The 22466-nt window shown below is 41.9% G+C and carries 20 protein-coding genes, 2 tRNA genes and 1 pseudogene; 5 read left to right on the top strand and 18 right to left on the bottom strand.

Annotated features, from left to right (window positions below):
- Positions 1-28: 28 nt before the first annotated feature.
- The 3 genes from tsaD to tsaB are packed head-to-tail and all read right to left on the bottom strand — an operon-like array spanning position 29 to position 2195.
- Entirely contained in the window at positions 29-1048 is a 1020-nt protein-coding gene (tsaD, locus tag STRCR_RS03355) for a tRNA (adenosine(37)-N6)-threonylcarbamoyltransferase complex transferase subunit TsaD (RefSeq protein WP_004226419.1), read from the bottom strand.
- A 42-nt stretch (positions 1049-1090) separates the two neighbouring features.
- Positions 1091-1507, bottom strand: a complete 417-nt coding sequence (gene rimI / locus STRCR_RS03350) for a ribosomal protein S18-alanine N-acetyltransferase (RefSeq protein WP_004228123.1) — start codon at positions 1505-1507, stop codon at positions 1091-1093.
- A gap of 1 nt (position 1508) precedes the next feature.
- A complete protein-coding gene (gene tsaB, locus STRCR_RS03345; RefSeq protein ID WP_004229335.1) occupies positions 1509-2195 on the bottom strand; it encodes a tRNA (adenosine(37)-N6)-threonylcarbamoyltransferase complex dimerization subunit type 1 TsaB in 687 nt (228 codons plus the stop codon).
- Positions 2196-2439: 244 nt separating this feature from the next.
- Between tsaB and STRCR_RS03340 the strand changes: the two genes are divergently transcribed.
- Positions 2440-2670 carry a DNA-dependent RNA polymerase subunit epsilon gene (locus tag STRCR_RS03340; RefSeq protein ID WP_004226615.1) on the top strand — a complete coding sequence of 77 codons (231 nt, stop codon included), beginning with the start codon at positions 2440-2442 and terminating at the stop codon, positions 2668-2670.
- A 1-nt stretch (position 2671) separates the two neighbouring features.
- The gene (gene rnjA, locus STRCR_RS03335; RefSeq protein ID WP_004230068.1) at positions 2672-4363 is read left to right on the top strand and encodes a ribonuclease J1; all 1692 of its coding nucleotides are present in this window, start codon (positions 2672-2674) and stop codon (positions 4361-4363) included.
- 188 nt (positions 4364-4551) lie between these two features.
- Here the strand turns inward: rnjA and STRCR_RS03330 are convergent, their stop codons facing one another.
- The 4 genes from STRCR_RS03330 to STRCR_RS03315 all read right to left on the bottom strand — a co-directional run bounded on the left by STRCR_RS03330 (position 4552) and on the right by STRCR_RS03315 (position 8002).
- Positions 4552-5205: a COG3942 and LysM peptidoglycan-binding domain-containing protein gene (locus tag STRCR_RS03330; protein WP_004229398.1), complete on the bottom strand. Its 654-nt coding sequence runs from the start codon at positions 5203-5205 to the stop codon at positions 4552-4554.
- 370 nt (positions 5206-5575) lie between these two features.
- Positions 5576-6922 (bottom strand): type I glutamate--ammonia ligase, encoded by a 1347-nt coding sequence (glnA, locus tag STRCR_RS03325; protein ID WP_004227961.1) that lies wholly within the window; start codon positions 6920-6922, stop codon positions 5576-5578.
- 87 nt (positions 6923-7009) lie between these two features.
- Positions 7010-7381 (bottom strand): MerR family transcriptional regulator, encoded by a 372-nt coding sequence (locus STRCR_RS03320; RefSeq protein ID WP_004225767.1) that lies wholly within the window; start codon positions 7379-7381, stop codon positions 7010-7012.
- 147 nt (positions 7382-7528) lie between these two features.
- Positions 7529-8002, bottom strand: a complete 474-nt coding sequence (locus STRCR_RS03315; RefSeq protein ID WP_004228668.1) for an FUSC family protein — start codon at positions 8000-8002, stop codon at positions 7529-7531.
- A 446-nt stretch (positions 8003-8448) separates the two neighbouring features.
- Here STRCR_RS03315 and STRCR_RS03310 point away from each other — a divergent pair.
- A pseudogene (locus tag STRCR_RS03310) lies at positions 8449-9485 on the top strand (SDR family oxidoreductase).
- 534 nt (positions 9486-10019) lie between these two features.
- Here STRCR_RS03310 and STRCR_RS03300 read toward each other — a convergent pair.
- From STRCR_RS03300 to rsgA, 11 genes are all read right to left on the bottom strand, one after another.
- Positions 10020-11216, bottom strand: a complete 1197-nt coding sequence (locus STRCR_RS03300; RefSeq protein WP_003048864.1) for a phosphoglycerate kinase — start codon at positions 11214-11216, stop codon at positions 10020-10022.
- 359 nt (positions 11217-11575) lie between these two features.
- Positions 11576-12589 carry a type I glyceraldehyde-3-phosphate dehydrogenase gene (gap, locus tag STRCR_RS03295; protein WP_004226199.1) on the bottom strand — a complete coding sequence of 338 codons (1014 nt, stop codon included), beginning with the start codon at positions 12587-12589 and terminating at the stop codon, positions 11576-11578.
- A 259-nt stretch (positions 12590-12848) separates the two neighbouring features.
- Positions 12849-14930 carry an elongation factor G gene (gene fusA, locus STRCR_RS03290; RefSeq protein WP_004227233.1) on the bottom strand — a complete coding sequence of 694 codons (2082 nt, stop codon included), beginning with the start codon at positions 14928-14930 and terminating at the stop codon, positions 12849-12851.
- A 519-nt stretch (positions 14931-15449) separates the two neighbouring features.
- Positions 15450-15920, bottom strand: a complete 471-nt coding sequence (gene rpsG / locus STRCR_RS03285) for a 30S ribosomal protein S7 (RefSeq protein WP_004227963.1) — start codon at positions 15918-15920, stop codon at positions 15450-15452.
- Positions 15921-15940: 20 nt separating this feature from the next.
- Positions 15941-16354 (bottom strand): 30S ribosomal protein S12, encoded by a 414-nt coding sequence (gene rpsL / locus STRCR_RS03280; protein ID WP_004229404.1) that lies wholly within the window; start codon positions 16352-16354, stop codon positions 15941-15943.
- A 340-nt stretch (positions 16355-16694) separates the two neighbouring features.
- Positions 16695-17513 (bottom strand): pur operon repressor, encoded by an 819-nt coding sequence (purR, locus tag STRCR_RS03275; RefSeq protein WP_004226317.1) that lies wholly within the window; start codon positions 17511-17513, stop codon positions 16695-16697.
- 95 nt (positions 17514-17608) lie between these two features.
- On the bottom strand, positions 17609-18547 hold the full coding sequence (locus STRCR_RS03270) for a 3'-5' exoribonuclease YhaM family protein (protein ID WP_004227117.1): 939 nt from the start codon (positions 18545-18547) through the stop codon (positions 17609-17611).
- A complete protein-coding gene (locus STRCR_RS03265) occupies positions 18537-19814 on the bottom strand; it encodes a DNA recombination protein RmuC (RefSeq protein WP_004228738.1) in 1278 nt (425 codons plus the stop codon). The genes STRCR_RS03270 and STRCR_RS03265 overlap by 11 nt, the downstream gene beginning before the upstream one ends.
- The gene (locus STRCR_RS03260; RefSeq protein WP_004229705.1) at positions 19811-20446 is read right to left on the bottom strand and encodes a thiamine diphosphokinase; all 636 of its coding nucleotides are present in this window, start codon (positions 20444-20446) and stop codon (positions 19811-19813) included. The genes STRCR_RS03265 and STRCR_RS03260 overlap by 4 nt, the downstream gene beginning before the upstream one ends.
- Positions 20439-21098, bottom strand: a complete 660-nt coding sequence (gene rpe, locus STRCR_RS03255) for a ribulose-phosphate 3-epimerase (RefSeq protein ID WP_004228169.1) — start codon at positions 21096-21098, stop codon at positions 20439-20441. The genes STRCR_RS03260 and rpe overlap by 8 nt, the downstream gene beginning before the upstream one ends.
- Before the next feature lie 12 nt (positions 21099-21110).
- Positions 21111-21983: a ribosome small subunit-dependent GTPase A gene (gene rsgA / locus STRCR_RS03250; RefSeq protein WP_004226492.1), complete on the bottom strand. Its 873-nt coding sequence runs from the start codon at positions 21981-21983 to the stop codon at positions 21111-21113.
- Between the two features lie 110 nt (positions 21984-22093).
- On the opposite strand from rsgA, the gene STRCR_RS03245 reads away from it, so the two are divergent.
- Both STRCR_RS03245 and STRCR_RS03240 read left to right on the top strand, forming a co-directional pair.
- Positions 22094-22176, top strand: a tRNA-Leu gene (locus tag STRCR_RS03245).
- A 142-nt stretch (positions 22177-22318) separates the two neighbouring features.
- Positions 22319-22407, top strand: a tRNA-Ser gene (locus STRCR_RS03240).
- Positions 22408-22466: the final 59 nt, after the last annotated feature.

The following is a 22466-nucleotide window of genomic DNA, read 5'->3' as shown; positions in this document are numbered from 1 at the left end:
TACAGTAAAGATAACTTGGGATAGAAAGCTAGTCAGCTAGGCTTTCAAAAGCCAAACTCGGCTTAGCATTGAGATCCAGATTGGCAAAATGTCCCTTCTTAAACTCAATGGCTGCTGCCAAAGCAATCATCCCAGCATTGTCACCACAGAGGCGGAGCGGCGGAATTCGTACCTCAACTTGATCAGCTACTTCCTCAGCCAAGCGCTCCCTGAGACCATGATTGGCCGCTACACCGCCAGCTACGACCAAGGTCTTGACTGGATAAAGCTCGAGGGCCCTCTTAGTCTTAGCCAGCAAAATATCCAAAACCGCTGCTTGAAAGGAAGCAGACAAGTCAGTGCTTTTTAGGGCTTGACCTTTTTGTTGAGCATTGTGATACAGGTTAATAAAGGCTGATTTGAGACCCGAAAAAGAAAAATCTAGGTTATCTTCCTTAATCATAGCCCTAGGGAAATCGTAGATATCCTGTCCTTTGTGAGCTAAGTTATCAATTTCCTTACCCGCAGGATAGGTCAGCCCCATGACCCGACCGACCTTATCATAGGCCTCGCCAACCGCATCATCTCTGGTTTCCCCAACAATTTTGTAATCACCTGGTTCTTTGACATAGACTAACTCAGTATGGCCGCCTGAGACCAAGAGCGCCAAGAGCGGATAGGTCAAGGCACCCGCTTCCCTAGCTGCCATCAGGTGACCTGTCATGTGGTTAATAGGAATAAGCGGGAGACCATTGGCCCAGGCAAAGGCCTTGGCTGCAGCCATCCCAACCAAAAGAGCCCCAACGAGTCCAGGACCATAGGTCACAGCCACAGCATCCAGTTGCTGAACCCCAATCCCAGACTCATTCAGAGCATCCTGAATACAGAGTGTCACCACCTCAACATGATGACGACTGGCCACTTCTGGCACCACACCACCGAAGCGTTTATGGCTCTCAACCTGACTGGCAATAATATTGCTCAAAAGCTCCGAATTGTTTTTTAAAACGGCGACACTAGTCTCATCACAAGAAGACTCAATCGCCAATATATATCTATCTTTCGTCATTATTCAACCTCATAATAGCCAATTTGCCAGACTCAATCTTCCTTATTTCTTAGCAGCCCGTTGCATGATCAGAGCATCTTCGATTGGATTATGATAATAGGCCTTGCGTTTAGCCAAGCAGCTAAAGTTAAACTTTTCATAGAGCCTTTTGGCGGACTGATTTGAGGCCCTAACTTCCAAAAAGATGTCTTCTGATCGGCCTTCTAACTTCTGCAATAACCGACTGGCCAATCCTTGACCTTGGTAGGCTTTCTTAACAGCCAGATTAGTAATTTCTAATTGACCAACCAGATTCTGAATGGATAAAAAACCAACAATTTCATGCCCTTCATAAGCATAAAAATAATCGGTATTGTCCTGAGCTAAATCCGCTTGTACCTGAGCCAAGGTCCAAGGGGACTGGCCATAGACATCCGCTAGAATATCATAAATAGACTGAGCTAATTCTTTCTCTTTCATTTTAGACGCGCTTGATATAATTATCAGAATTATTTTCTTGATGGGTTTTAAGCCAATTTTCTTCCGCCTCAACTCGTTTGAGATAATTTGGTACAAAGGCATGGACATCTACCGCTGACTGACTTCGACCCAAATGCCCTAGCAAGCTAGCCGATGGCAAGGTTTCAACAATCTGGGCTTGAGGCAGAACTTCTTCAATTTCTGGACGAAACTTCTCTGCTTCACCAACAAAGGTTACTTGAGGATAAGACTTGGCAAAGTCCAAGACGTCTGCCAAACTAGCATGCCGCTCTGGGGAAACGATTTGTCCAGCCTCATAAAAACCGACGTAGACATTCTGTCGTCTAGCATCAATTAAAGGGATAACTAGACCGCCCACTTCCAGATCACATAAAGCCTGTAAACTAGACATTCCAACCAAATCAATCCCTAAGCTATAGGCCAAGGTTTTAGCAGTCGCTACCGCTACTCTTAGCCCAGTATAGGATCCAGGCCCTTGAGCCACGACAATCCGCTCCAAATCACTGGGTTGCCAACCTGCTTGAGCTACCAAAAAATCAATAGTCGGCATCAAGCTGATACTGTGGTTCTTTTTAACCGTCAAGGTCAAGTCCGCCACGATTTTATCATCTTCCAAAAGCGCCACTGACAAGGGCTGATTGGATGTGTCAAAAGCTAATAATTTCATGATTTCCCTCTCGTCAAATTCCTTCTTATTTTATCATAAAATATAGTCCTTGACACCTCAGTCTCCCCGACAAGATTGATTCCTTTTTACTAATCCCCTTTTTTATGATATAATTTCGATAGCTATAAATGTTCAGGTCAAACTACTACTCAGTATAATTTAATAGAAAATAATCAAACTGGCACGACAAGGCTTTTTTGATTTGAATCTTTTAGAAATACCTGACAACTCAGAAAGGAAAACCATGATTTATAAAGTTTTTTATCAAGAAACTAAGGACCGTAGCCCAAGACGCGAAACCACTCAAGCCCTTTATCTGGATATTAACGCCAAAGATGAACTTGAAGGTCGAATCAAGGCTCGAAAAGTAATTGAAGAAAAAACAAACTACAATATTGAATTTATTGAATTATTATCTGATAAACACCTAGACTATGAAAAAGAATCAGGTGCCTTTAGTCTAACGGAGTTCTAATATGTCAGCTATCAATTTAAAACCCGAAGAAGTCGGAGTTTATGCTATAGGCGGACTGGGGGAAATTGGTAAAAATACCTATGGTATCGAATACCAAGATGAAATCATCATCGTCGATGCCGGTATCAAGTTCCCAGAAGATGACCTTCTTGGTATCGACTATGTTATTCCCGACTATTCCTATATCGTTGAAAACGTTGCTCGGATTAAAGCCTTAGTTATCACCCACGGACATGAAGACCATATTGGAGGAATCCCTTTCCTGCTCAAGCAGGCTAATATTCCTATCTATGCTGGTCCATTGGCCCTAGCTCTCATTCGCGGAAAGTTAGAAGAGCATGGCCTCCTGCGCGACGCTAAACTTTATGAAATCAATGATAACACTAAATTGACCTTCAAAAATCTCAGTGTCACCTTCTTCCGGACAACCCACTCAATTCCAGAACCTCTAGGAATTGTCATCCACACACCACAAGGAAAAATCGTCTGTACCGGTGACTTCAAGTTTGATTTTACGCCTGTTGGTCAACCAGCTGATCTTCACCGTATGGCTGCCATCGGTGACGACGGAGTCCTCTGCCTGCTATCAGACTCAACCAATGCGGAGATTCCAACTTTTACTAACTCAGAAAAAGTTGTTGGTCAGTCCATCATGAAAATTATCGGAGACATCCACGGTCGAATTATCTTCGCTTCCTTCGCCTCCAACATTTTCCGCTTGCAGCAGGCTGCAGAAGCTGCTGTTAAGAATGGCCGTAAGATTGTTGTTTTCGGTCGCTCTATGGAAAAAGCTATTGTCAATGGGATTGAGCTTGGCTACATTAAAGTGCCTGACGGAACCTTTATTGAACCTAATGAACTCAAAGATTATCACGCCAGCGAAATCATGATTATGTGTACAGGAAGTCAAGGGGAATCCATGGCTGCCCTAGCTCGGATTGCCAATGGTACCCACCGGCAAGTTACCTTACAACCTGGGGATACGGTTATTTTCTCATCCAGTCCCATTCCAGGCAATACAACCAGCGTCAACAAGCTGATTAATACTATCCAGGAGGCTGGCGTTGATGTTATCCATGGTAAGATTAATAATATCCATACTTCTGGACACGGTGGCCAACAAGAACAAAAACTCATGCTCCGCCTGATTAAGCCCAAATTCTTTATGCCCGTCCACGGTGAGTATCGAATGCAAAAGGTCCATGCGGGACTGGCCGAAGATACGGGTATCCCCAAAGATAATATTTTTATCATGGAAAATGGAGATGTCCTCGCCCTGACTAAAGATTCTGCTCGTCGCGCCGGGCACTTCAATGCTCAGGATATCTACGTTGATGGCAATGGTATCGGTGATATTGGTACTGCTGTCCTGCGGGATCGCCGGGATCTCTCAGAAGATGGGGTCGTTTTAGCAGTTGCTACCGTTGATTTTAAAACCAAGATGATTTTAGCAGGGCCAGATATTCTTAGCCGTGGTTTCGTCTATATGCGTGAATCAGGTGATCTGATTCGCCAAGGCCAACGTATCCTCTTCAATGCTATTCGGATTGCCTTGAAAAATAAGGAGGCTAGTATCCAAAGTGTTAATGGAGCTATCGTCAATGCCCTAAGGCCCTTCCTCTACGAGCAAACCGAACGTGAACCAATCATTATTCCAATGATTCTAACGCCAGACAAAAATAACGATAAGTAGAAAAAGGGAGCTTTAGCTCCTTTTTATTTTCCTCTTTTCTAAGTATAACTTTTCATCTAATCTGTAATTATGGCTCCGCCAAATGGTGGCTTATTATCTCATACCTAGCAGGGGTTAGATGGAGACAGATTAAATGACATAAAGAAAAAGCCTCCCAAAAATAGGAAGGCTTCGTTTACTCTGTTTGATTATGAATTAGGGTAAATATAGCTAACTTGGCCTGGAGTTACGCTATTATTAGGATCGAACCAACCACGGTAGTTACTAATTTCTGGATTATCCTTGTAGTTGGATTCCAAAACTTGGATTTGACCTTGGTCGTTGACGTCTGTGACATAGGCAACGTGACCGTAACCACCATCAGACCAGCAAATAATAGAGCCAACCTGTGGAGTAGAGCCGACTGTATATCCATCACTAGCAGCGCTGGCAGCCCAATCACCACCATTACCCCACCAGTCACCGGCCCAGCCAGTAACCTGTTTTACTCCCCAAGTACATTGACCTGTAGGATAAGTATTTACTGCCGTATCCAAGGCTGGAGCCGCAGCCTGTCCTTGATCAGCAGGGGCTTCAGCAACCGGTGCAGCTTCTTGAGCTGGTGCAGCTGCCTGAGTAGAACCATCAACTTCAATGGTTTGACCAGGTAAAATTGTGCTTGAAATGGTCATTCCATTATTGGCTGCCAATTGATAAGGATCCATCCCTTGATTGCTAGCGATAGAAAAGAAGCTATCTCCATTTTGAATCGTGTAGGTTTCAGCTTGAGCAACTTGACCTGCCAAACCCACTAAAACTGTCGCGGCAACAAATAAACTTACAGTTGATAATTTTTTATTCATCTTAATTCCCCTTATGTTCATAATAAAAATCCTAATCAATAAATTTACTTAGGATTCTTTTACTGTGTTTCCAGTTTAACAAGAAAAAATAACAAGTCCATTAACTCAAAATTAAAATCCTTGATTATTCTGGTGACAAATTTCACTTGGATTGTTAATTTTTTAATCAAATTGACACAAAGAGAAAATTTTAAGTCTAGCATTCGCCAAATAATGGAAGCTAGAAGCCTTATAAGACACTAGTTTAGCCGGTGGTTTTCTTGTTTTTATCAGAGGGAAAAACTGTCTGAAGCCATAATAAAAAGAACCTGACAAGTCATCAGGCTCCTTACTTTATTTTTTATCTGACAGCCTCAACTTCAGGCAAGACTTAATACAAATCTAAATAGTTCTCAACTTCCCATTGAGAAACAAAAGCTGCATAGCTAGCCCATTCCATCCGCTTTGCTTCAACAAAGTTAGGATAGATATGATTACCAAGAGCTGCTTTAACTACTTCATCCTCTTGCAGAGCCTTGACGGCATTATGGAGAGTTGAAGGTAAATCACGAATACCGGCAGCCTTACGTTCGTCTTCTGTCATAACATAGATATTAGACTCAACAGGAGCTGGGGCTTCAATCTTATTTTCAATACCATCAAGACCAGCCTCCAGCAGCACCGCCAAAGCTAAATAAGGATTAGCTGTAGGGTCAACCGAACGTAGTTCCAAACGTGTTCCCTTACCACGAGATGCAGGGACACGGATCAATGGAGAACGATTTTGACCAGCCCAAGCAATATATACAGGTGCTTCGTAACCAGGTACCAAACGCTTATAAGAGTTGACAGTTGGGTTGACAATAGCTGTATAGTTATAGGCATGTTCCATCAAACCACCTAAAAAATAGTAAGCATTTTGCGATAACTGCATACCACGGGGATCGTCAGGATCAAAGAAAGCATTATTACCTTCAGCATCAAAGAGAGACATATTACAGTGCATCCCTGAGCCATTGATACCGAATTTAGGTTTTGCCATGAAGGTTGCATAGAGGCCATGCTTACGAGCAATCGTTTTAACAACCAATTTAAAGATTTGAATATGGTCACAAGCCTTGAGAACATCGCTATACTTGAAGTCAATTTCATGCTGACCAACAGCCACTTCATGGTGACTAGCTTCAACTTCAAATCCCATCTTAGTCAAAACATTGACAATTTCCCGACGGGTATTGTCAGCTAAGTCAGTCGGAGCAAGGTCAAAATAACCACCCTTATCATTCACTTCCAAAGTTGGATTACCAAGTTCATCCATTTTAAAGAGGAAAAATTCTGGTTCTGGACCTAGATTGAATGATTTAAATCCTACTTCTTCCATGTGACGTAGGGCACGCTTCAAATTGCCTCGCGGGTCTCCTGCAAAAGGCTCACCTTGAGCCGTATAGATATCACAAATTAACCCAGCAACAGCACCATTTTCTCCTCCCCAAGGGAAAACAGTCCAAGTATCAAGATCTGGGTAGAGATACATATCAGACTCGTTAATCCGTACAAATCCTTCAATAGATGATCCGTCAAACATAGCCTTGTTTGATAAAACCTTATCAAGCTGTTCTTCGGTAGCAGGAATTTCAACATTCTTCATAGTCCCTGCAATATCCGAAAACATTAAACGTAAAAAGGTAACATTTTTCTCTTTGACTTCGCGACGAATATCATCTACTGTGATTGCCATAACGGCCTCCTCTTTCTAAGTTGTAAGGGGCAATTTCCAACCTGCCCAAGTTTTATGAGTAAGAATAGTGAATGGGATTACCAGAAACTACATCCGGAAACCGCCAAAGTTGGACTTAGGTGAAGTAAATCTCGCTTGATTGCGCAACTCATCCTGCAAAATCCGCCGAACATCGGCATCTGTTAATGGCTTTTGTTTGTTATTAGCAGACTCTTGACGTTTCGCATATTCTTTTTTGATAGCTGCAATATTCAATCCTTCATCCAAAAAGTCTTTAATTTCTAGCAAGACATCCATATCATTCAGGGAATAGAGACGGCGGTTGCTGGAACTGCGATCAGGAGTTAAAAGACCTTGATCTTCATAATAGCGAATCTGTCTGACTGTTAAATCGGTCAGTTTCATAACCGAACCAATGGGAAAAACGGCTAGAGAACGTCTGAACTCTTTTTCTCGCATAAAAACTCCTTTCACGAACCATTATAGGCTGAAAAGGGGGCTCTGTCAAGTCAAATGTTACATTTTCTAACATTGAAAGCAAAGTCCCCCGTTGTAAAATGAACTGAACAAAAGGCCTCATAAATCAATGATTTATAAGACCTAACCTTAAGACTTAGTAAAAAATTTTTCACGAACTCGGTCGATATCTGCATTGACTAAGGTTGCGATAAATACACCTACAAAAGTTTCAAAAATCCGAGCAATTGTGTAGATAAAGGTATCTCCTTCTGGAATAGATAGGGTAATAATTAGAAAAGCTGCTACTGCCCCAATAATCCCCGTTTTATTATTCATAGCCACATTAGTCATAATGGTCAGCATGGTAAAAATAGGAACAAAGACTAACATCACCCACAAGGAACGATGGAAAAGTTCACTAATACCAAAAAAGAGCAAAGAATAGACGCCGCCAATGGTATTACCAACAATTCGAGAAGTTCCAAAGTGAATACTTTTATCAAAATTCTCTCTGAGGCTAAAAACAGCTGTTAAACTGCCAATCTGCAAACCCTTAAACCCCAAAAGAGAAAAAAGAGCCAAGACCAAGAAAACGGCCAAGCCAGTTTTAAAAGTCCGCATGCCTAGCTTAAATTCCTTAGGATTAAAACGAAATCGTCCCACGACTGAAGACCTGCCTTCCAAAAATTCACTTCCCTATTCTACCATAGATTTAGATGAGTGACAAAATTTTCTGACAATTTCGAAGGATAAAATTACCTCTGTTTTGCTTCTATTTTATACGATATTAACTAATGTCCACTTGTTCCACCCCAAAGAGAACAATCTGTCATAATAAGACATTTCACTACCAACCTTAACCATACCACATTGAACGACTCTCTAACTTTTTTCGTAAGGCACCGCTGGAATAAAAATTTTGTAAGGCATACTAAGAGTTCTAAAATTAATCCCTTATTCAAATGGTTGCTGAGGTAAATTATTGACAATAAAATAGCAAAAGACTAAACTACACCTAATTGAATAATAAGTCCTTAAATTAATGTTTCCTAAAGAGGAGTTTTTACATGAATACAACCATTCCATCCCGAACTATCAAACATGCCTTTGTTACTGGAGCAACAGGGCTTTTGGGAAATAACCTTGTCCGCGCTTTACTCAAAGAGAATATCCACGTTACCGCTTTAGTTAGGTCAATGGATAAAGCACAAAAACAATTTAGAAATCTCCCCATTCACTTTGTTCAAGGAGATATTCTCAATCCTAAAAGTTACCAATCCTATTTATCTGACTGCGACAGCCTTTTTCACACGGCAGCCTTCTTTCGTGACAGCCATAAAGGTGGCAAACACTGGCAAGAACTCTATGATACTAATATCACAGGAACAAAAAATCTTTTGCAAGCCGCCTATGATGCCGGAATTCGACAAATGGTGCACACCTCATCCATTGCTGTCCTCAAAGGCCAGCCTAATCAGCTCATTGATGAGACAATGTCCCGCAGTCCCGATACCAAAATAGACTACTATCGCAGTAAAATTCTCAGTGAGAATGCCGCTAAAGATTTTCTCACTGAACACCCCGATTTGTTTTTAGCCTTTGTGCTTCCGGGATCTATGTACGGTCCTGGTGATATGGGACCAACTTCTACAGGCCAGATGATTTTAAATTATATGCAACAGAAGCTCCCATGGATTATCAAAGCCAGCTATAGCGTAGTTGATGCTAGAGATGTGGCCGATATCCATATTCGAGCTATAAAATATGGGCGCAAAGGCGAGCGCTATTTAGCTGCTGGTCAATACATGACCATGAAGGAACTAATGAATACTCTAGAGACAGTCACAGGAATTCCTGCCCCCAAAAGACAGATTCCCCGCCCCTTGCTTCAGGCCTTTGCCATTTGGAATGAAGTGTATCACCGAATAACTGGTAATCCCATTTTAGTCAGTAAAGATTTAGTCGATCTCTTTGCCGAAGAATACCAGCGCACTCACTTTGATCATACTAAAACAAAAAAGAACTGGGAGGATATTTCCGCCCAGTTGAAGAGACAATGTTAGCTACCATCAAATGGTACCGTAATCATGGCTATTTGGATTAGCACAAAAATGAGAGTGGGACAGAAGTCAATTTATAAAGTCAATTTATATAAAAAATTGACTTCGTCGTCCTATCTCCGTACAGTTGATTAGGAACGCTAACAATTGCGGAGTAGTTAAACAGTCCAGTGGACTGTTTAAGGGGATGCCTGAAAATAGGACAGCGTCCCAGATAAGGACCTCCAATCAGCAGTGGTTCATTGGTGTTAAAGCACCTAATGAACTGTGCAGGGGAAAGACTTATTTGCAGAGCCAACAAGTCTTTCTCCCAACCACTGGTCTAGCAAATAAAATTGACCAAATAAATAAGGCTGAGAACTTCCCCAAGCCTCATTTTTTATATCGACTCTGTTTTCTTTCTAAAAAATCAAGATTTTGCAGAGACCGACGAGCTCAATTTTATTTTTCTGTCAACACAGCCAAGCCTGGCAATACTTTATACCTTGCTAGATTTTCTAACTCGCGCAGCTTCGTAGAAACTCTACGTGATGTACAGAAAAAAGAGACATCCGTCTCTTTTTTCTAGCCTTCAAGACCTATTTCTCAGTAAGTGCAGCAAGACCTGGCAACACTTTACCTTCTAACAGCTCCATACTTGCGCCTCCGCCCGTACTAATCCATGAGAATTTGTCTGCACGACCAAGATTGATTGCTGCTGCTGCTGAGTCACCGCCACCGATAATTGATTTAACACCTGGTTGCTTAACAATCGCATCCATCACACCGATTGTACCAGCTTGGAAGTCAGGATTTTCAAAGACACCCATAGGACCATTCCAAACAACTGTTTTCGCACCTGTCAAAGCTTCATCAAATTTAGCGATAGATTTTGGACCAATGTCAAGACCAAGGAAGCCAGCATCAACTGCTTCACCTTCAGTATCTTTAACTTCGGTGTAGTCAGCAAAAGCATTAGCTTCTTTAGAGTCAACCGGCAAGACCAATTTACCATTTGCTTTTTCAAGCAATGATTTAGCGATATCAAGCTTATCTTCTTCAACCAAAGAATCACCAATTTCGATACCTTGAGCCTTAAAGAAAGTATAAGTCATACCACCACCGATAAGGACCTTGTCTGCTTTTTCAAGCAAGTTTTCGATAACACCGATCTTATCAGAAACTTTTGAACCGCCAAGAATAGCAACGAATGGACGTTCTGGTGTTTCAACAGCTTCTTGGATATAAGCAATTTCGTTTTCAAGAAGGAAACCAGCAACCGCCTTTTCAACGTTTGCAGAAATACCAACGTTAGAAGCATGGGCACGGTGAGCTGTACCAAATGCATCGTTTACAAAGATACCATCACCAAGGCTAGCCCAGTATTTACCAAGCTCTGGATCGTTTTTAGATTCTTTCTTACCATCAACATCTTCAAAACGAGTGTTTTCAACCAAAAGAACTTGTCCATCTTGCAAAGCATTAATGGCTTCTTCCAATTTTGGACCACGTGTTACACCTGGGAAAACGACATCTTGGCCCAACTTAGCTGCCAAGTCTTTAGCAACCGGTTCAAGAGATTTACCTTCTTTGTCAGCTTCTTCTTTAACCCGTCCGAGGTGAGAAAATAGAACTGCACGACCACCTTGTTCGATGATGTATTTAATAGTTGGAAGGGCCGCAGAAATACGGTTGTCATTTGTGATAACGCCATCTTTTACAGGTACATTAAAGTCAACACGAACGAGGACTTTTTTTCCTTTCAAATCAACGTCTTTTACAGTCAATTTAGCCATGGATAGGACTCCTTAAAATTTATTTTTTACCCCATCATTATAACATAATTTCAAAGCTATATCTAAATTCTTCCACAAAAAGTGATAGCTTTCACTAATTAAGAAATCCCATCTGCAGGCTCATGACAATTAATCCCCTTTAAAATCAAAACGATACATTGTTAACTTTAACTTACTATGCTCAAGCCATCTACACGTCATCCTGTTATTTGATTTTCTTTGAGTATAAAATATAAAACCCATATTAAAAAGGCCCTACCGTACCAAAGTAGAGTTATTCATCACAGATATTATAAGTCATAAAATAAGTACCAAAAAAGGCTAGCCTAAACTAGCCTTTACAATCATTAAATAAGAACTTATTTAGCGATTTTTGCGAAGTATTCAAGAGTACGAACAAGTTGTGAAGTGTAAGACATTTCGTTGTCGTACCATGATACTGTTTTAACCAATTGAGTGCCATCAGCACCTTCAGTTACTTCTGTTTGAGTGGCGTCAAACAATGAACCGAATGACATACCAACAATATCAGAAGATACGATTGGATCAGTATTGTAACCGTATGATTCAGTAGCCGCTGCCTTCATAGCTGCGTTTACTTCTTCAGCAGTAACTTTCTTGTCAAGTACTGACACAAGCTCAGTCAATGAACCTGTTGGAACTGGAACACGTTGAGCATGACCCTGAAGTTTACCATTCAACTCTGGCAATACAAGACCGATAGCTTTAGCCGCACCAGTTGAGTTAGGAACAATGTTAGCTGCAGCAGCACGAGCACGACGGAAGTCACCTTTACGGTGTGGACCATCAAGAATCATTTGGTCACCAGTATAACCGTGAATAGTTGTCATAGTACCAGCTTTAATGCCAAAGTTTTTATTCAATGCGTCTGCCATTGGTGCAAGACAGTTTGTTGTACATGAACCAGCTGAGATAACTGTTTCAGAACCATCAAGAACGTCATGGTTAGTGTTGAAGACAACAGTCTTAACATCTGATCCACCAGGAGCAGTGATAACAACTTTCTTAGCTCCACCTTCATGCAAATGCTTTTCAGCAGCTGCTTTTGTAGCGAAGAAACCAGTTGCTTCAAGAACGATTTCTACACCGTCGTTAGCCCAATCAATTTGTTCTGGATCACGTTCTGCAGAAACTTTAACGAATTGGCCGTTTACTTCGAAACCACCGTCTTTAACTTCAACAGTACCGTTGAAACGACCTTGAGTTGTATCGTATTTCAACAAGTGTGCAAGCATTGCTGGGTCTGTAAGGTCGTTGATGCGAGCAACTTCAACGCCTTCAACATTTTGGATACGACGGAATGCAAGACGTCCGATACGACCGAAACCGTTAATACCAACTTTAACTACCATCTGTGATTTCCTCCTTATGAAAATCATATAAATTTGATTAAGGGCGAGCCCTTTAAACGATTTGTGAAAAGGTTAACTTGTGAACGTTCACAAAGCCCCTTCAACATGATTATTATATAATCTTTTTCTGTAAATTGCAACCACTTACCATTTTCAGAAAGTTACAAATTCAGTGTGAAAACCAAACAAAAACTAGCAAGTTTAACCTGCTAGTTTTGAATTTTAGGCTTTCTCTCCTTCAAAGAACTCCTATCTCAGATTAAGCTTCGCCTGAGTTCTTCTTGATAATTTCTTCTTGTACCGATTTTGGTACATCTTCGTAGTGATCAAATACCATCATGAAGGTACCGCGACCTTGTGAAGCTGAACGAAGAACCGTTGCATAACCAAACATTTCAGCCAATGGTACATACGCACGAACAATTTGGCTGTTACCATGTGCTTCCATACCATCAACACGTCCACGGCGAGCAGTGACGTGACCCATGACATCACCAAGATTTTCTTCTGGAACTGTAATAGTTACCAACATCATTGGCTCAAGAATGGTTGGTTGAGCGGTTTTTGCTGCTTCTTTAAGTGCTAAGGAAGCGGCAATCTTGAAGGCTGTTTCAGATGAATCGACATCGTGGTATGAACCATCATAAAGCTTAGCCTTGATGTCAACCAACGGATAACCAGCAAGAACACCGTTCGCCATAGCTTCTTCCAAACCTTTTTCTACGGCTGGAATAAATTCACGTGGGACAACACCACCAACAATGGCATTTTCAAATTCAAACCCTTTACCTTCTTCGTTCGGTGTGAATTCAATCCAAACATCACCAAATTGACCCTTACCACCAGATTGGCGTTTGAAGAAACCACGGGCTTGAGTAGAAGCACGGAAAGTTTCACGGTAAGATACTTGAGGAGCACCAACATTAGCCTCAACCTTGTGTTCACGTTTCAAACGGTCAACAAGGACATCCAAATGCAATTCACCCATACCAGAGATAACTGTTTCACCAGTTTCTGGGTTAGTTTCAACACGGAAAGTTGGATCTTCTTCTGCAAGTTTTTGCAAGCCGATCGCCATCTTATCTTGGTCAGCCTTAGTCTTAGGTTCAACCATGAGTTGGATAACGGGTTCTGGAACTTCGATTGATTCAAGAATAACCTTATGCTTTTCATCAGTCAGTGAGTCACCAGTTGTAGTATCTTTCAAACCGATAGCAGCTGCGATGTCCCCTGAATAAACCGTTTCAATTTCTTTACGACTGTTCGCATGCATTTGCAGGATACGTCCGATACGTTCACGTTTACCCTTAGTAGTATTCATAACGTATGAACCAGAGTTGAGAACACCTGAGTAAACACGAATAAAAGTCAGACGACCAACAAATGGGTCAGTCATAATCTTGAAGGCAAGAGCCGCAAATGGTTCGTCATCAGACGCTGGGCGTTCTTCCTCTTCATCTGTATCTGGATTAACACCCTTAATTGCTGGAATATCAAGTGGGCTTGGCAGATAGTCAATGACTGCATCAAGCATCATTTGAACTCCCTTGTTTTTGAAGGCTGAGCCGGCAAGAACTGGGAAAAATTCAACATTGATTGTTGCCTTACGAATAGCAGCTTTTAATTCTGCTTCTGTGATTTCTTCACCCTCAAGATATTTCATCATGAGGTCTTCATCAGTTTCTGCTACAGCTTCAATCAATTTTTCACGGTATTCGTTAGCTTGGTCGACATATTCAGCTGGAATATCTTCAATTAAAATATCTGTACCAAGGTCGTTAGTATAGATTTCAGCTTTCATTGTTACCAAATCAATGATTCCTTGGAAATCATCTTCAGCACCAATTGGCAATTGAATTGGGTGAGCATTAGCTTGCAGACGTTCGTGGAGCGTAGAGACTGAATAAAGGAAGTCAGCACCAATTTTATCCATCTTGTTAGCAAAAACAATACGGGGAACTCCATATTCAGTTGCCTGACGCCAAACAGTTTCAGTTTGAGGTTCTACACCTGACTGAGCATCCAAAACGGTAACCGCACCATCAAGAACACGGAGAGAGCGTTGTACTTCAATAGTAAAGTCTACGTGCCCTGGGGTGTCAATGATGTTAACACGGTGATCTTTCCATTGTGCAGTTGTTGCAGCTGAGGTGATAGTGATACCGCGTTCTTGTTCTTGTTCCATCCAGTCCATTTGTGAAGCTCCTTCATGAGTTTCACCGATTTTGTGGATACGACCAGTGTAGTAAAGAATACGCTCTGTAGTAGTTGTTTTACCGGCATCGACGTGAGCCATGATACCGATATTACGAGTTTTTTCCAATGAAAATTCGCGAGCCATGAATGATTCTCCTATAAATCTATATTTTTGGAAAAAACGGATAGGCAGGGACCTACCCGTTCTAAAATGTTTATTAACTTGTACGAGTAAGATAGTGTTCAATCAACCTATCATTCTAAATTGAGCAGCTCCTTCTTAACGTTCCTCACTTCAATTGAGCACGAGTTGCACACTTTCAGTGAAAAATGAACTCCCTTATGCGTAACCGCATAACATCAGTTCCCTATTTTTCAGGATCTGCTAACTCCTTGAATCTTGGTTTAATTGAACGCGACTCAAGAGCGACCAATTCAAAAAGATAAAACTGCCTAGAAGCTGAAGCCTCGTTGTCAGCTTTCCTATTTTGACCTTGCTCTCCTCATCTCTGTATCTTAAATAATTGAGTTTAGACTAAAGCAACAGTTTAGTAGCTCGAACAATCTGCCGACAACGAAAAAAAGACAAACCTCATTGAACACGACTGCGTTCTGCTTCGATTTCCTATTTTTCGTCTGCAGACTCGTTCTCTGCATCTTACGCTTACCAGCGGAAATGCGCGAAAGCACGGTTGGCTTCTGCCATACGATGTGTATCTTCACGTTTCTTAACGGAAGCACCTGTGTTATTAGCGGCATCCATGATTTCTTTTGCCAAACGGTCTTGCATCGTGTGTTCACCACGTGCACGTGAAGCATTTACCAACCAGCGGAGTCCAAGAGTTGTACGACGTTCTGGACGAACTTCAACTGGGACCTGATAGTTAGACCCACCAACACGGCGAGCACGTACTTCAAGTACAGGCATGACATTTTCCATTGCTGTTTCAAAAACTTCAAGAGCATCATTGCTAGTGGCTTCTTTGATTTGGTCAAAGGCACCGTAAACGATGCTAACAGCTGTACCACGCTTACCATCAAGCATAACACGGTTGATAAGACGCGTTACAAGTTTTGAATTGTACAATGGATCTGGCAACACTTCGCGCTTAGGCGCTTGATTTTTACGACTCATTAGTTCTTATCCCCCTTCTATTATCCTTTAGGACGTTTAGCACCGTATTTAGAACGGCCTTGTTTACGGTCAGCAACACCTGCAGTATCAAGCGCACCACGGACGATGTGATAACGAACCCCTGGGAGGTCCTTAACACGTCCGCCACGGATAAGCACAACACTGTGTTCTTGCAAGTTATGACCGATACCTGGGATATAAGCTGTAACTTCAATCAAGTTGCTCAAACGGACACGAGCGAATTTACGAAGGGCAGAGTTAGGCTTCTTAGGTGTCATAGTACCAACACGCGTAGCAACACCACGTTTTTGTGGTGAAGAAATATTTGTTGGAACTTTTTTGTGAGAGTTATAACCAACGTTAAGTGCTGGTGAGTTAGATTTCTCAACTTTAGATTTACGTGGTTTACGTACCAGTTGGTTGATTGTAGGCATCTACATTTTCTCCTGTAAAATTTTATTTTTGGTTGATAGAGTACTTGGTGACAGGTACCTATCTGGGTGTACTTTGCAACATTTGTCAGCACGTCTCTGTACACTTTGGAGAGACCAAAAGTAAAAAGTACCATCTATCATAATACTACAACACCAGTATTTTGTCAATATCTTGTCTTAACTTAACATTTTCACAAAACCAAAAAGCTGAAATAGAATTCCTTGCCCTTTATTTAGAAAATTTGTAAGCAATCATGAACAAATTTGGCCAACTAGAAACTTTTAAATAGGAGCGCCTACCTACTAATAGTAGACACTCCCTTAATGTTTTTCTTAATTCTTAACGCTTAAAGATATTCCCCAATTCTACCTTCACCAAATTATTTTTAATGTCTATTTCTGAGACGGTCAAGAGAGACTTGTAGTCAAATAAGTGGGCCCGCTCTTTTTGTGCATTCTCTGCAAAGACAGCAACTCCAACCAATTCACTTTCAAATTCCTTGAGCAGGCTGATCATTCCGCTGATCGTTCCTCCTCCTTTGAGGAAGTCGTCAACAATTAAAACACGACTGTTAGGCTGGAGACTGCGCTTCGAAAGAAACATTTTTTCAATCCGGTCGCTGGAACCACTAGCATAGTTGACCGAAACAGTTGATCCTTCTGTAATTTTCAAATCACGCCGGACAATCACAAAAGGGACATTGAGAACATTGGCAACCGCATTTGCCAGAGGAACTCCTTTAGTAGCCACCGTCATCACAGCATCAATCTTTTGACCAGCAAAGGCACTGGCAATGATCCGCCCGACGCTCTGTAAAATACTGGGGGTGCTGAGCAAATCAGATAGATAGATATAGCCACCTGGCAAAATTCGGTCACTCTCAGATAGGCGCCGACAGAGATCTACCACGATTGCTTTAGCTTCTTCCTGTGAGATACTAGGTGTAAAAATCACACCGCCGCTAGCACCTGTCACAGTTTCAATATGGCCGATATGGCTGTTTTCAAAGGCTCGCTTAATAATAGCAATATCTTCTGAGATAGATGACTTAGCGGCTTCATACTTCTCGGCAAAAGTATTCAAGCTGGTTAAACTATAGGGATTGTTAATCAGGTAGTTAGAAATAACAACCATCCGTTCACTTCTTCTTAATTTCATTCGTTTTCCCATTCCTTATTATTTTACTCATATTGTATCATAAAAGCAGCAAAAAACGAACATTTATCCAATAAATATTCGTTTTAATCTTTATTTTACAGTTTTGGTTTGTAGAAGGACCGATTTTCCAAGGCAAAAATCCGACTGGTCATTTCTCCGTCTTCAACTTGTGTCAGAGCTGTTGTCATCATCATCATTTCAGCATCAATATTATCAATTAAGTGGATAATCTCAGCTTCCATAATTCGCGGGCGAACGGGACTGCCGTACTCCAGCTGACCGTGGTGGCTGAGCACCACATGGCGAAGAATCGTAACATCTTCACGGTCATCTTCAATCCCCAGCTCAATGATAGCTTTGGTAATTTCTTCATTAACCAGTGCGATATGGCCGATAAGATTACCGCGAATGGTATACTCGGTTCCGTCAACACCAGAGAGCTCAATGCACTTGGCTAGGTCATGGAGCATAATTCCTGCAAAAAGGAGACTCTTATTGAGATTGAGGTAGATGTCTCCGATACTGTCTGCCAGGCGAACCATAGTTGCCGTATGATAGGCTAAGCCATTTTCAAAAGCATGATGATTGGTCTTAGCGGCTGGATAGGTAAAGAAGGCTTGATCAAACTTGCGATAGAGCGTTCGGACAATTCGTTGCCAAGTAGCATTTTCAATCTTGAACATCATCCCCTCTAGATAATCGCGAATCTCTGCAATGTCAACAGGAGATTTTTCACGGAAATCAGCTGGGTCATTCGGTTCACCCTCTTTAACATTACGCAAGGTAATCTGATTGACCTGAGGAGCGCCATTATAGACTTCCCGCCGCCCTTGCATGTGGATAACCTTACCAGCCGTGAACTCTTCTACATTGCGAGGCTGGGCATCCCAAAGATTCCCAGAAATCTCTCCTGAATCATCCTGAAAAGTCATAGCCAAATAATCCTTACCAGCCCTAGTCTTTCTTAATTCAGCCTTTTTTATCAGGTAGAAACCTTCAAAAAGCTCATCTTTCTTCATTTGATTAATTTTCATGAGAATCCTCACCTTCTTCTGCTTGAGGGATATTCAGTAACGATTGGGTACTTGAATCTTGATAAGCGTCAACCGTGTCCAGAGCTTTAACAATAGCATTGGTCCTAGTTGTTAGAAGACTATCAACAGTCTTACTTGCTGTATTGAGCTGCTTCTGTGCCTTGACCAACATGCCGCTAAATTTTCCAAATTCAGTTTTGACATTGCCTAAAATTTTAGAAATATCATCAGCATTTTTCTGAATATTGAGAGTTTTAAAGCCAACGGAGAGGGAATTGAGCAGAGCAGATAGGGTAGAGGGGCCTGCCACAACAATATTTTCCTCCCGTCTCAAGGCATCAAAGAAGGCTGAATTTCTAACCACTTCTGAGTAGAGGCCTTCTGTTGGTAGAAACATGATCCCAAAATTGGTGGTTTCTGGTGGGTTGAGGTATTTCTTTTGAATGTCCTTGGCAAAACGCTTGAGACTAGCCAGAAGCGACTTACGATAGGTCTCAATCTGCTGACTGTCACCGGATTCATAGACTTCCTCCAGACGGTAATAATCCTCCAAAGGAAACTTGGAATCTATGGGCAGATAGACATACTCACCATCATGGTTCCCAGGGAGTTTGATAGCATATTCTACCCGCTCGCTGGATCCCTTTACCGTCGCAAATTCTCGCTCATATTGGTTGTCTGTCATGATATCTTCAATAATTTGGCCCAACTGCAATTCACCCATAATCCCTCGAGTTTTGGTGTTGGACAGAACCTTATTGAGAGTGCCAACATCTTGGGCTACGGTCTTCATTTGACCCAAGCCTCGGTTAACGGATTCCAACTGTTTAGAAACCGTTGCAAAGGAGGCCTGCAGACGGGTTTGCAGAGTCTGTTCTAATTTTTCTTCAACGGTCTGACGCATTTGGTCTAGACGTTTTTCATTGGAAGCCTGCATTTCTTTAACAGCCGTACTCAAACTTTGTGTCATCTGTTCCAGCCTTTGATCCGATCGATCCCGATTATCGCTGAGATTTTTATGAAGGACATCTCGAATTTCCGACAACTGTTGATAGATTTCTGTCTTTTGCCGCCCCAACTCCTGATTGAGAGCCAGAAGCTGATCCTTCTTAGCCAGATCCAACTGATAGGAAACCTGCTCAGACAGATTGTCTGCATTATCATCCAGCTTCTTGGCCAGTTTGCTGTGGAGAACGGATAATTTACTCAGCACATAAAGAGAGAGACCTAAACTGGCTAGGCCTATGAGAATTAAAATGAGGGTCATAGCTTATCCTTACTTTGAATCACAATGAGGTAACCCTGATCTAGGCTAACCTCTATTGCTTGACTCGTAAATTCATTGCTGGAATAAATTTGTTTTTTAAAATAATTTTCCGGTGTCAGTTCATACTTAGCCCCTTTGATCATCAAGTTTGCTTCTTGAGAAGCCATAAAAGAGACGTAGGTCATAGCAGAATCAGGTAGAATCTGATGTTTACCAGCCGGCAGATAGCTGACAGCATTCTGCTCATCCAATAAGCTGATAGCCTGCATAAAAGGAGCAATTTCAGGGTCGCTGGGCAGGAAAAGATTACTGAGAGTGTGGTCCAAACGGCCGCCAAATGCTCCGTAAATAGTCAAGACGGCTTTGGGGTACTGACTCAATACGGTCTTGACTGCTAGTTCAGTATCCGTATCATTCTTCTCACTTGGGGCTTGAATCATTTTCCCTGCCTGCTGCCTAATCAAGGCTAGCTCCTCGACAGTAACAGAATCAAAATCCCCAATGGCTAAATCCAAGGGAAATCCCTGTTCCAAAAGCCAGAGGCAAGCACGGTCAATGCCGACGTAAAGGTCGAAAGTCTCAGGAAGCTGAACCTTACAACCACCTGCTAAAAGGGCGACTGTTTTAGGCATTGAGGACATCTCGCAGGGTTTGAACTTGACTAGCTAAATCATCGGCCTTAAAGAGGTAAGAGCCCGCAACAAAAACATTGGCACCAGCGTCCTTACAAGCTTTGATAGTTTTATCATCAATACCACCATCAACTTCAATATCAAAGTCATAACCTGTTTCTTCCCGCCAAGCCGCTACTGTTTTAACCTTATCTAGCATTTCAGGGATAAAAGCCTGCCCACCAAAACCTGGATTAACAGTCATAATCAGTACCTGATCAATCAAGCTGAGAACCGGCTCCAAAGCTGAAACTGGAGTGCCTGGGTTGATGACCGCACCAGCCTTGAGGCCTGCTTTTTTTATCTTTTGCAGAGCTCCGTGAATATGCTTGGTCGCTTCAGCATGAATAGTCATAATATCAGCACCAGCTTGTGCAAAGGCATCCACATAGCGTTCAGGCTCGACCACCATCAGGTGACAGTCAAAGACCAGCTTGCTGTGTTTGCGTAAACTAGCTACCACATCAGCCCCAAAACTGATGTTAGGGACAAACTGACCATCCATAATATCAATATGAACATAATCCGCACTGGTTTGATCAATCCGATGGAGTTCTTGAGCAAAATTAGCATAATCCGAAGCTAGAATAGAGGGAGCAATTTTATTGACCATAGAAGATTAATCCTACTTTCTTTTGATGACCTTTTTATAGGTTTCTCGACGATTCTCAATTTCACTGAGAAAGATGAGGTAATTATCATAACGACTAGACCAAAGCTGTCCAGTCCCTAGGGCGGCTTTAACCGCACAATCTGGCTCATGAGTATGGGTACAGGAGCGAAATTTACAGCTCTGACTAATTTTTTGAAGCTCAGGAAAAGCTTGATTGAGCTGGACACTATCGGAAAGTTCATAGTCAATGGAAGAAAATCCTGGTGTATCCGCAATTTTTCCCCCACAAGCATTATAGAAACTGACCGCCCGTGTCGTATGACGGCCCCGCCCCAAACTATCGGAAATAGCATTGGTTTCAAGCGCTAACTCAGGGACTATTTTATTAAGGAGGGTGGATTTACCTACACCTGTTTGCCCCATAAAGACAGTTACTTGATTGTTTAATTTAGGGATGAGCTCATCCAGCGACCAGTAAAAATCGTAGCCAATAGCCCGATAGCACTGGCGGATAGCTTTCATCTGTCCATCATCCTCGATAAGGTCCATCTTAGAAATATAAACGATAGGCCTAATTCGCTTATGTTCCAAGAGCACTAGAAAGCGATCCAAAAGATTACTGTTGAAATCCGGCTCCTTGGCCGACATGATAACCACAGCCTGATCGATATTGACAATAGGTGGCCGGACCAAACTATTTTTCCGTTCATGAATCTTTAAAATATAGCCTTCAGAATTCTCCTCCGCCGAAAAATCGACCCAATCGCCAACATAGGGGGTCTGCCCCTTTTTGCGGAAATTTCCCCGGGCTCGGGTCTGATAAAGCTGGTTGGCTGACTCAACATAGTAAAAACCTGCTAAAGCCTTGATAATTCTACCTTGCAAATGAGCTCCTTTATGAATTTTATGGGCTTATTATACCATAAAAGACCCTCTCTTGGGGGCAGAAACAAAGCCTTGCAATTTTCAGAAAATACGCTATAATAGTTGTGTATGCGGAGGTGGTGGAACGGCAGACACGCATGCTTCAGGCGCATGTGCCCGTACGGGCGTGAGGGTTCAAATCCCTTCCTCCGCATTTGATTGAGAAAGATTAATCACAGGTGGGTTTTCTTCCTGTGATGTTTCTTTTCAATCAATACATTTACAAAGTCAGATAAAAATGGATTTAGGTAACTCACAATTGATAGTGAAGCAATTCATTTTCAAAAGACTCTTTTGGAAAGGTGGCCCAGCTTGGTACGGCACCGGACTCGAAATCCGGCAAGTGGACTCTGTTCACGCGCGGGTTCAAATCCCGTCCTTTCCTTAAAATACTAAGTCGTGAAGACCTGATAACCTATGGCCTTTTATAGGTTTCACTTATAT

Source organism: Streptococcus criceti HS-6 (assembly GCF_000187975.2).
In the GTDB taxonomy this organism is placed as follows: domain Bacteria; phylum Bacillota; class Bacilli; order Lactobacillales; family Streptococcaceae; genus Streptococcus; species Streptococcus criceti.
Note: the sequence above shows the minus strand (reverse complement) of the source record. Positions and strands in the feature narration are given on the sequence as shown.

What these genes read in the sequence shown, in the direction of transcription:
- rnjA (WP_004230068.1), top strand. Translation starts at nt 2,672, where the DNA reads ATGTCAGCTATCAATTTAAAACCCGAAGAAGTCGGAGTTTATGCTATA.
- STRCR_RS03330 (WP_004229398.1), bottom strand. Translation starts at nt 5,205, where the DNA reads ATGAATAAAAAATTATCAACTGTAAGTTTATTTGTTGCCGCGACAGTT.
- purR (WP_004226317.1), bottom strand. Translation starts at nt 17,513, where the DNA reads ATGAAATTAAGAAGAAGTGAACGGATGGTTGTTATTTCTAACTACCTG.
- STRCR_RS03300 (WP_003048864.1), bottom strand. Translation starts at nt 11,216, where the DNA reads ATGGCTAAATTGACTGTAAAAGACGTTGATTTGAAAGGAAAAAAAGTC.
- STRCR_RS03340 (WP_004226615.1), top strand. Translation starts at nt 2,440, where the DNA reads ATGATTTATAAAGTTTTTTATCAAGAAACTAAGGACCGTAGCCCAAGA.
- gap (WP_004226199.1), bottom strand. Translation starts at nt 12,589, where the DNA reads ATGGTAGTTAAAGTTGGTATTAACGGTTTCGGTCGTATCGGACGTCTT.
- STRCR_RS03265 (WP_004228738.1), bottom strand. Translation starts at nt 19,814, where the DNA reads ATGACCCTCATTTTAATTCTCATAGGCCTAGCCAGTTTAGGTCTCTCT.
- STRCR_RS03270 (WP_004227117.1), bottom strand. Translation starts at nt 18,547, where the DNA reads ATGAAAATTAATCAAATGAAGAAAGATGAGCTTTTTGAAGGTTTCTAC.
- glnA (WP_004227961.1), bottom strand. Translation starts at nt 6,922, where the DNA reads ATGGCAATCACAGTAGATGATATTCGTCGCGAAGTCAAAGAGAAAAAT.
- rpsL (WP_004229404.1), bottom strand. Translation starts at nt 16,354, where the DNA reads ATGCCTACAATCAACCAACTGGTACGTAAACCACGTAAATCTAAAGTT.
- tsaD (WP_004226419.1), bottom strand. Translation starts at nt 1,048, where the DNA reads ATGACGAAAGATAGATATATATTGGCGATTGAGTCTTCTTGTGATGAG.
- fusA (WP_004227233.1), bottom strand. Translation starts at nt 14,930, where the DNA reads ATGGCTCGCGAATTTTCATTGGAAAAAACTCGTAATATCGGTATCATG.
- STRCR_RS03260 (WP_004229705.1), bottom strand. Translation starts at nt 20,446, where the DNA reads ATGCCTAAAACAGTCGCCCTTTTAGCAGGTGGTTGTAAGGTTCAGCTT.
- rpsG (WP_004227963.1), bottom strand. Translation starts at nt 15,920, where the DNA reads ATGAGTCGTAAAAATCAAGCGCCTAAGCGCGAAGTGTTGCCAGATCCA.
- tsaB (WP_004229335.1), bottom strand. Translation starts at nt 2,195, where the DNA reads ATGAAATTATTAGCTTTTGACACATCCAATCAGCCCTTGTCAGTGGCG.
- rpe (WP_004228169.1), bottom strand. Translation starts at nt 21,098, where the DNA reads ATGGTCAATAAAATTGCTCCCTCTATTCTAGCTTCGGATTATGCTAAT.
- STRCR_RS03315 (WP_004228668.1), bottom strand. Translation starts at nt 8,002, where the DNA reads ATGCGGACTTTTAAAACTGGCTTGGCCGTTTTCTTGGTCTTGGCTCTT.
- rimI (WP_004228123.1), bottom strand. Translation starts at nt 1,507, where the DNA reads ATGAAAGAGAAAGAATTAGCTCAGTCTATTTATGATATTCTAGCGGAT.
- STRCR_RS03320 (WP_004225767.1), bottom strand. Translation starts at nt 7,381, where the DNA reads ATGCGAGAAAAAGAGTTCAGACGTTCTCTAGCCGTTTTTCCCATTGGT.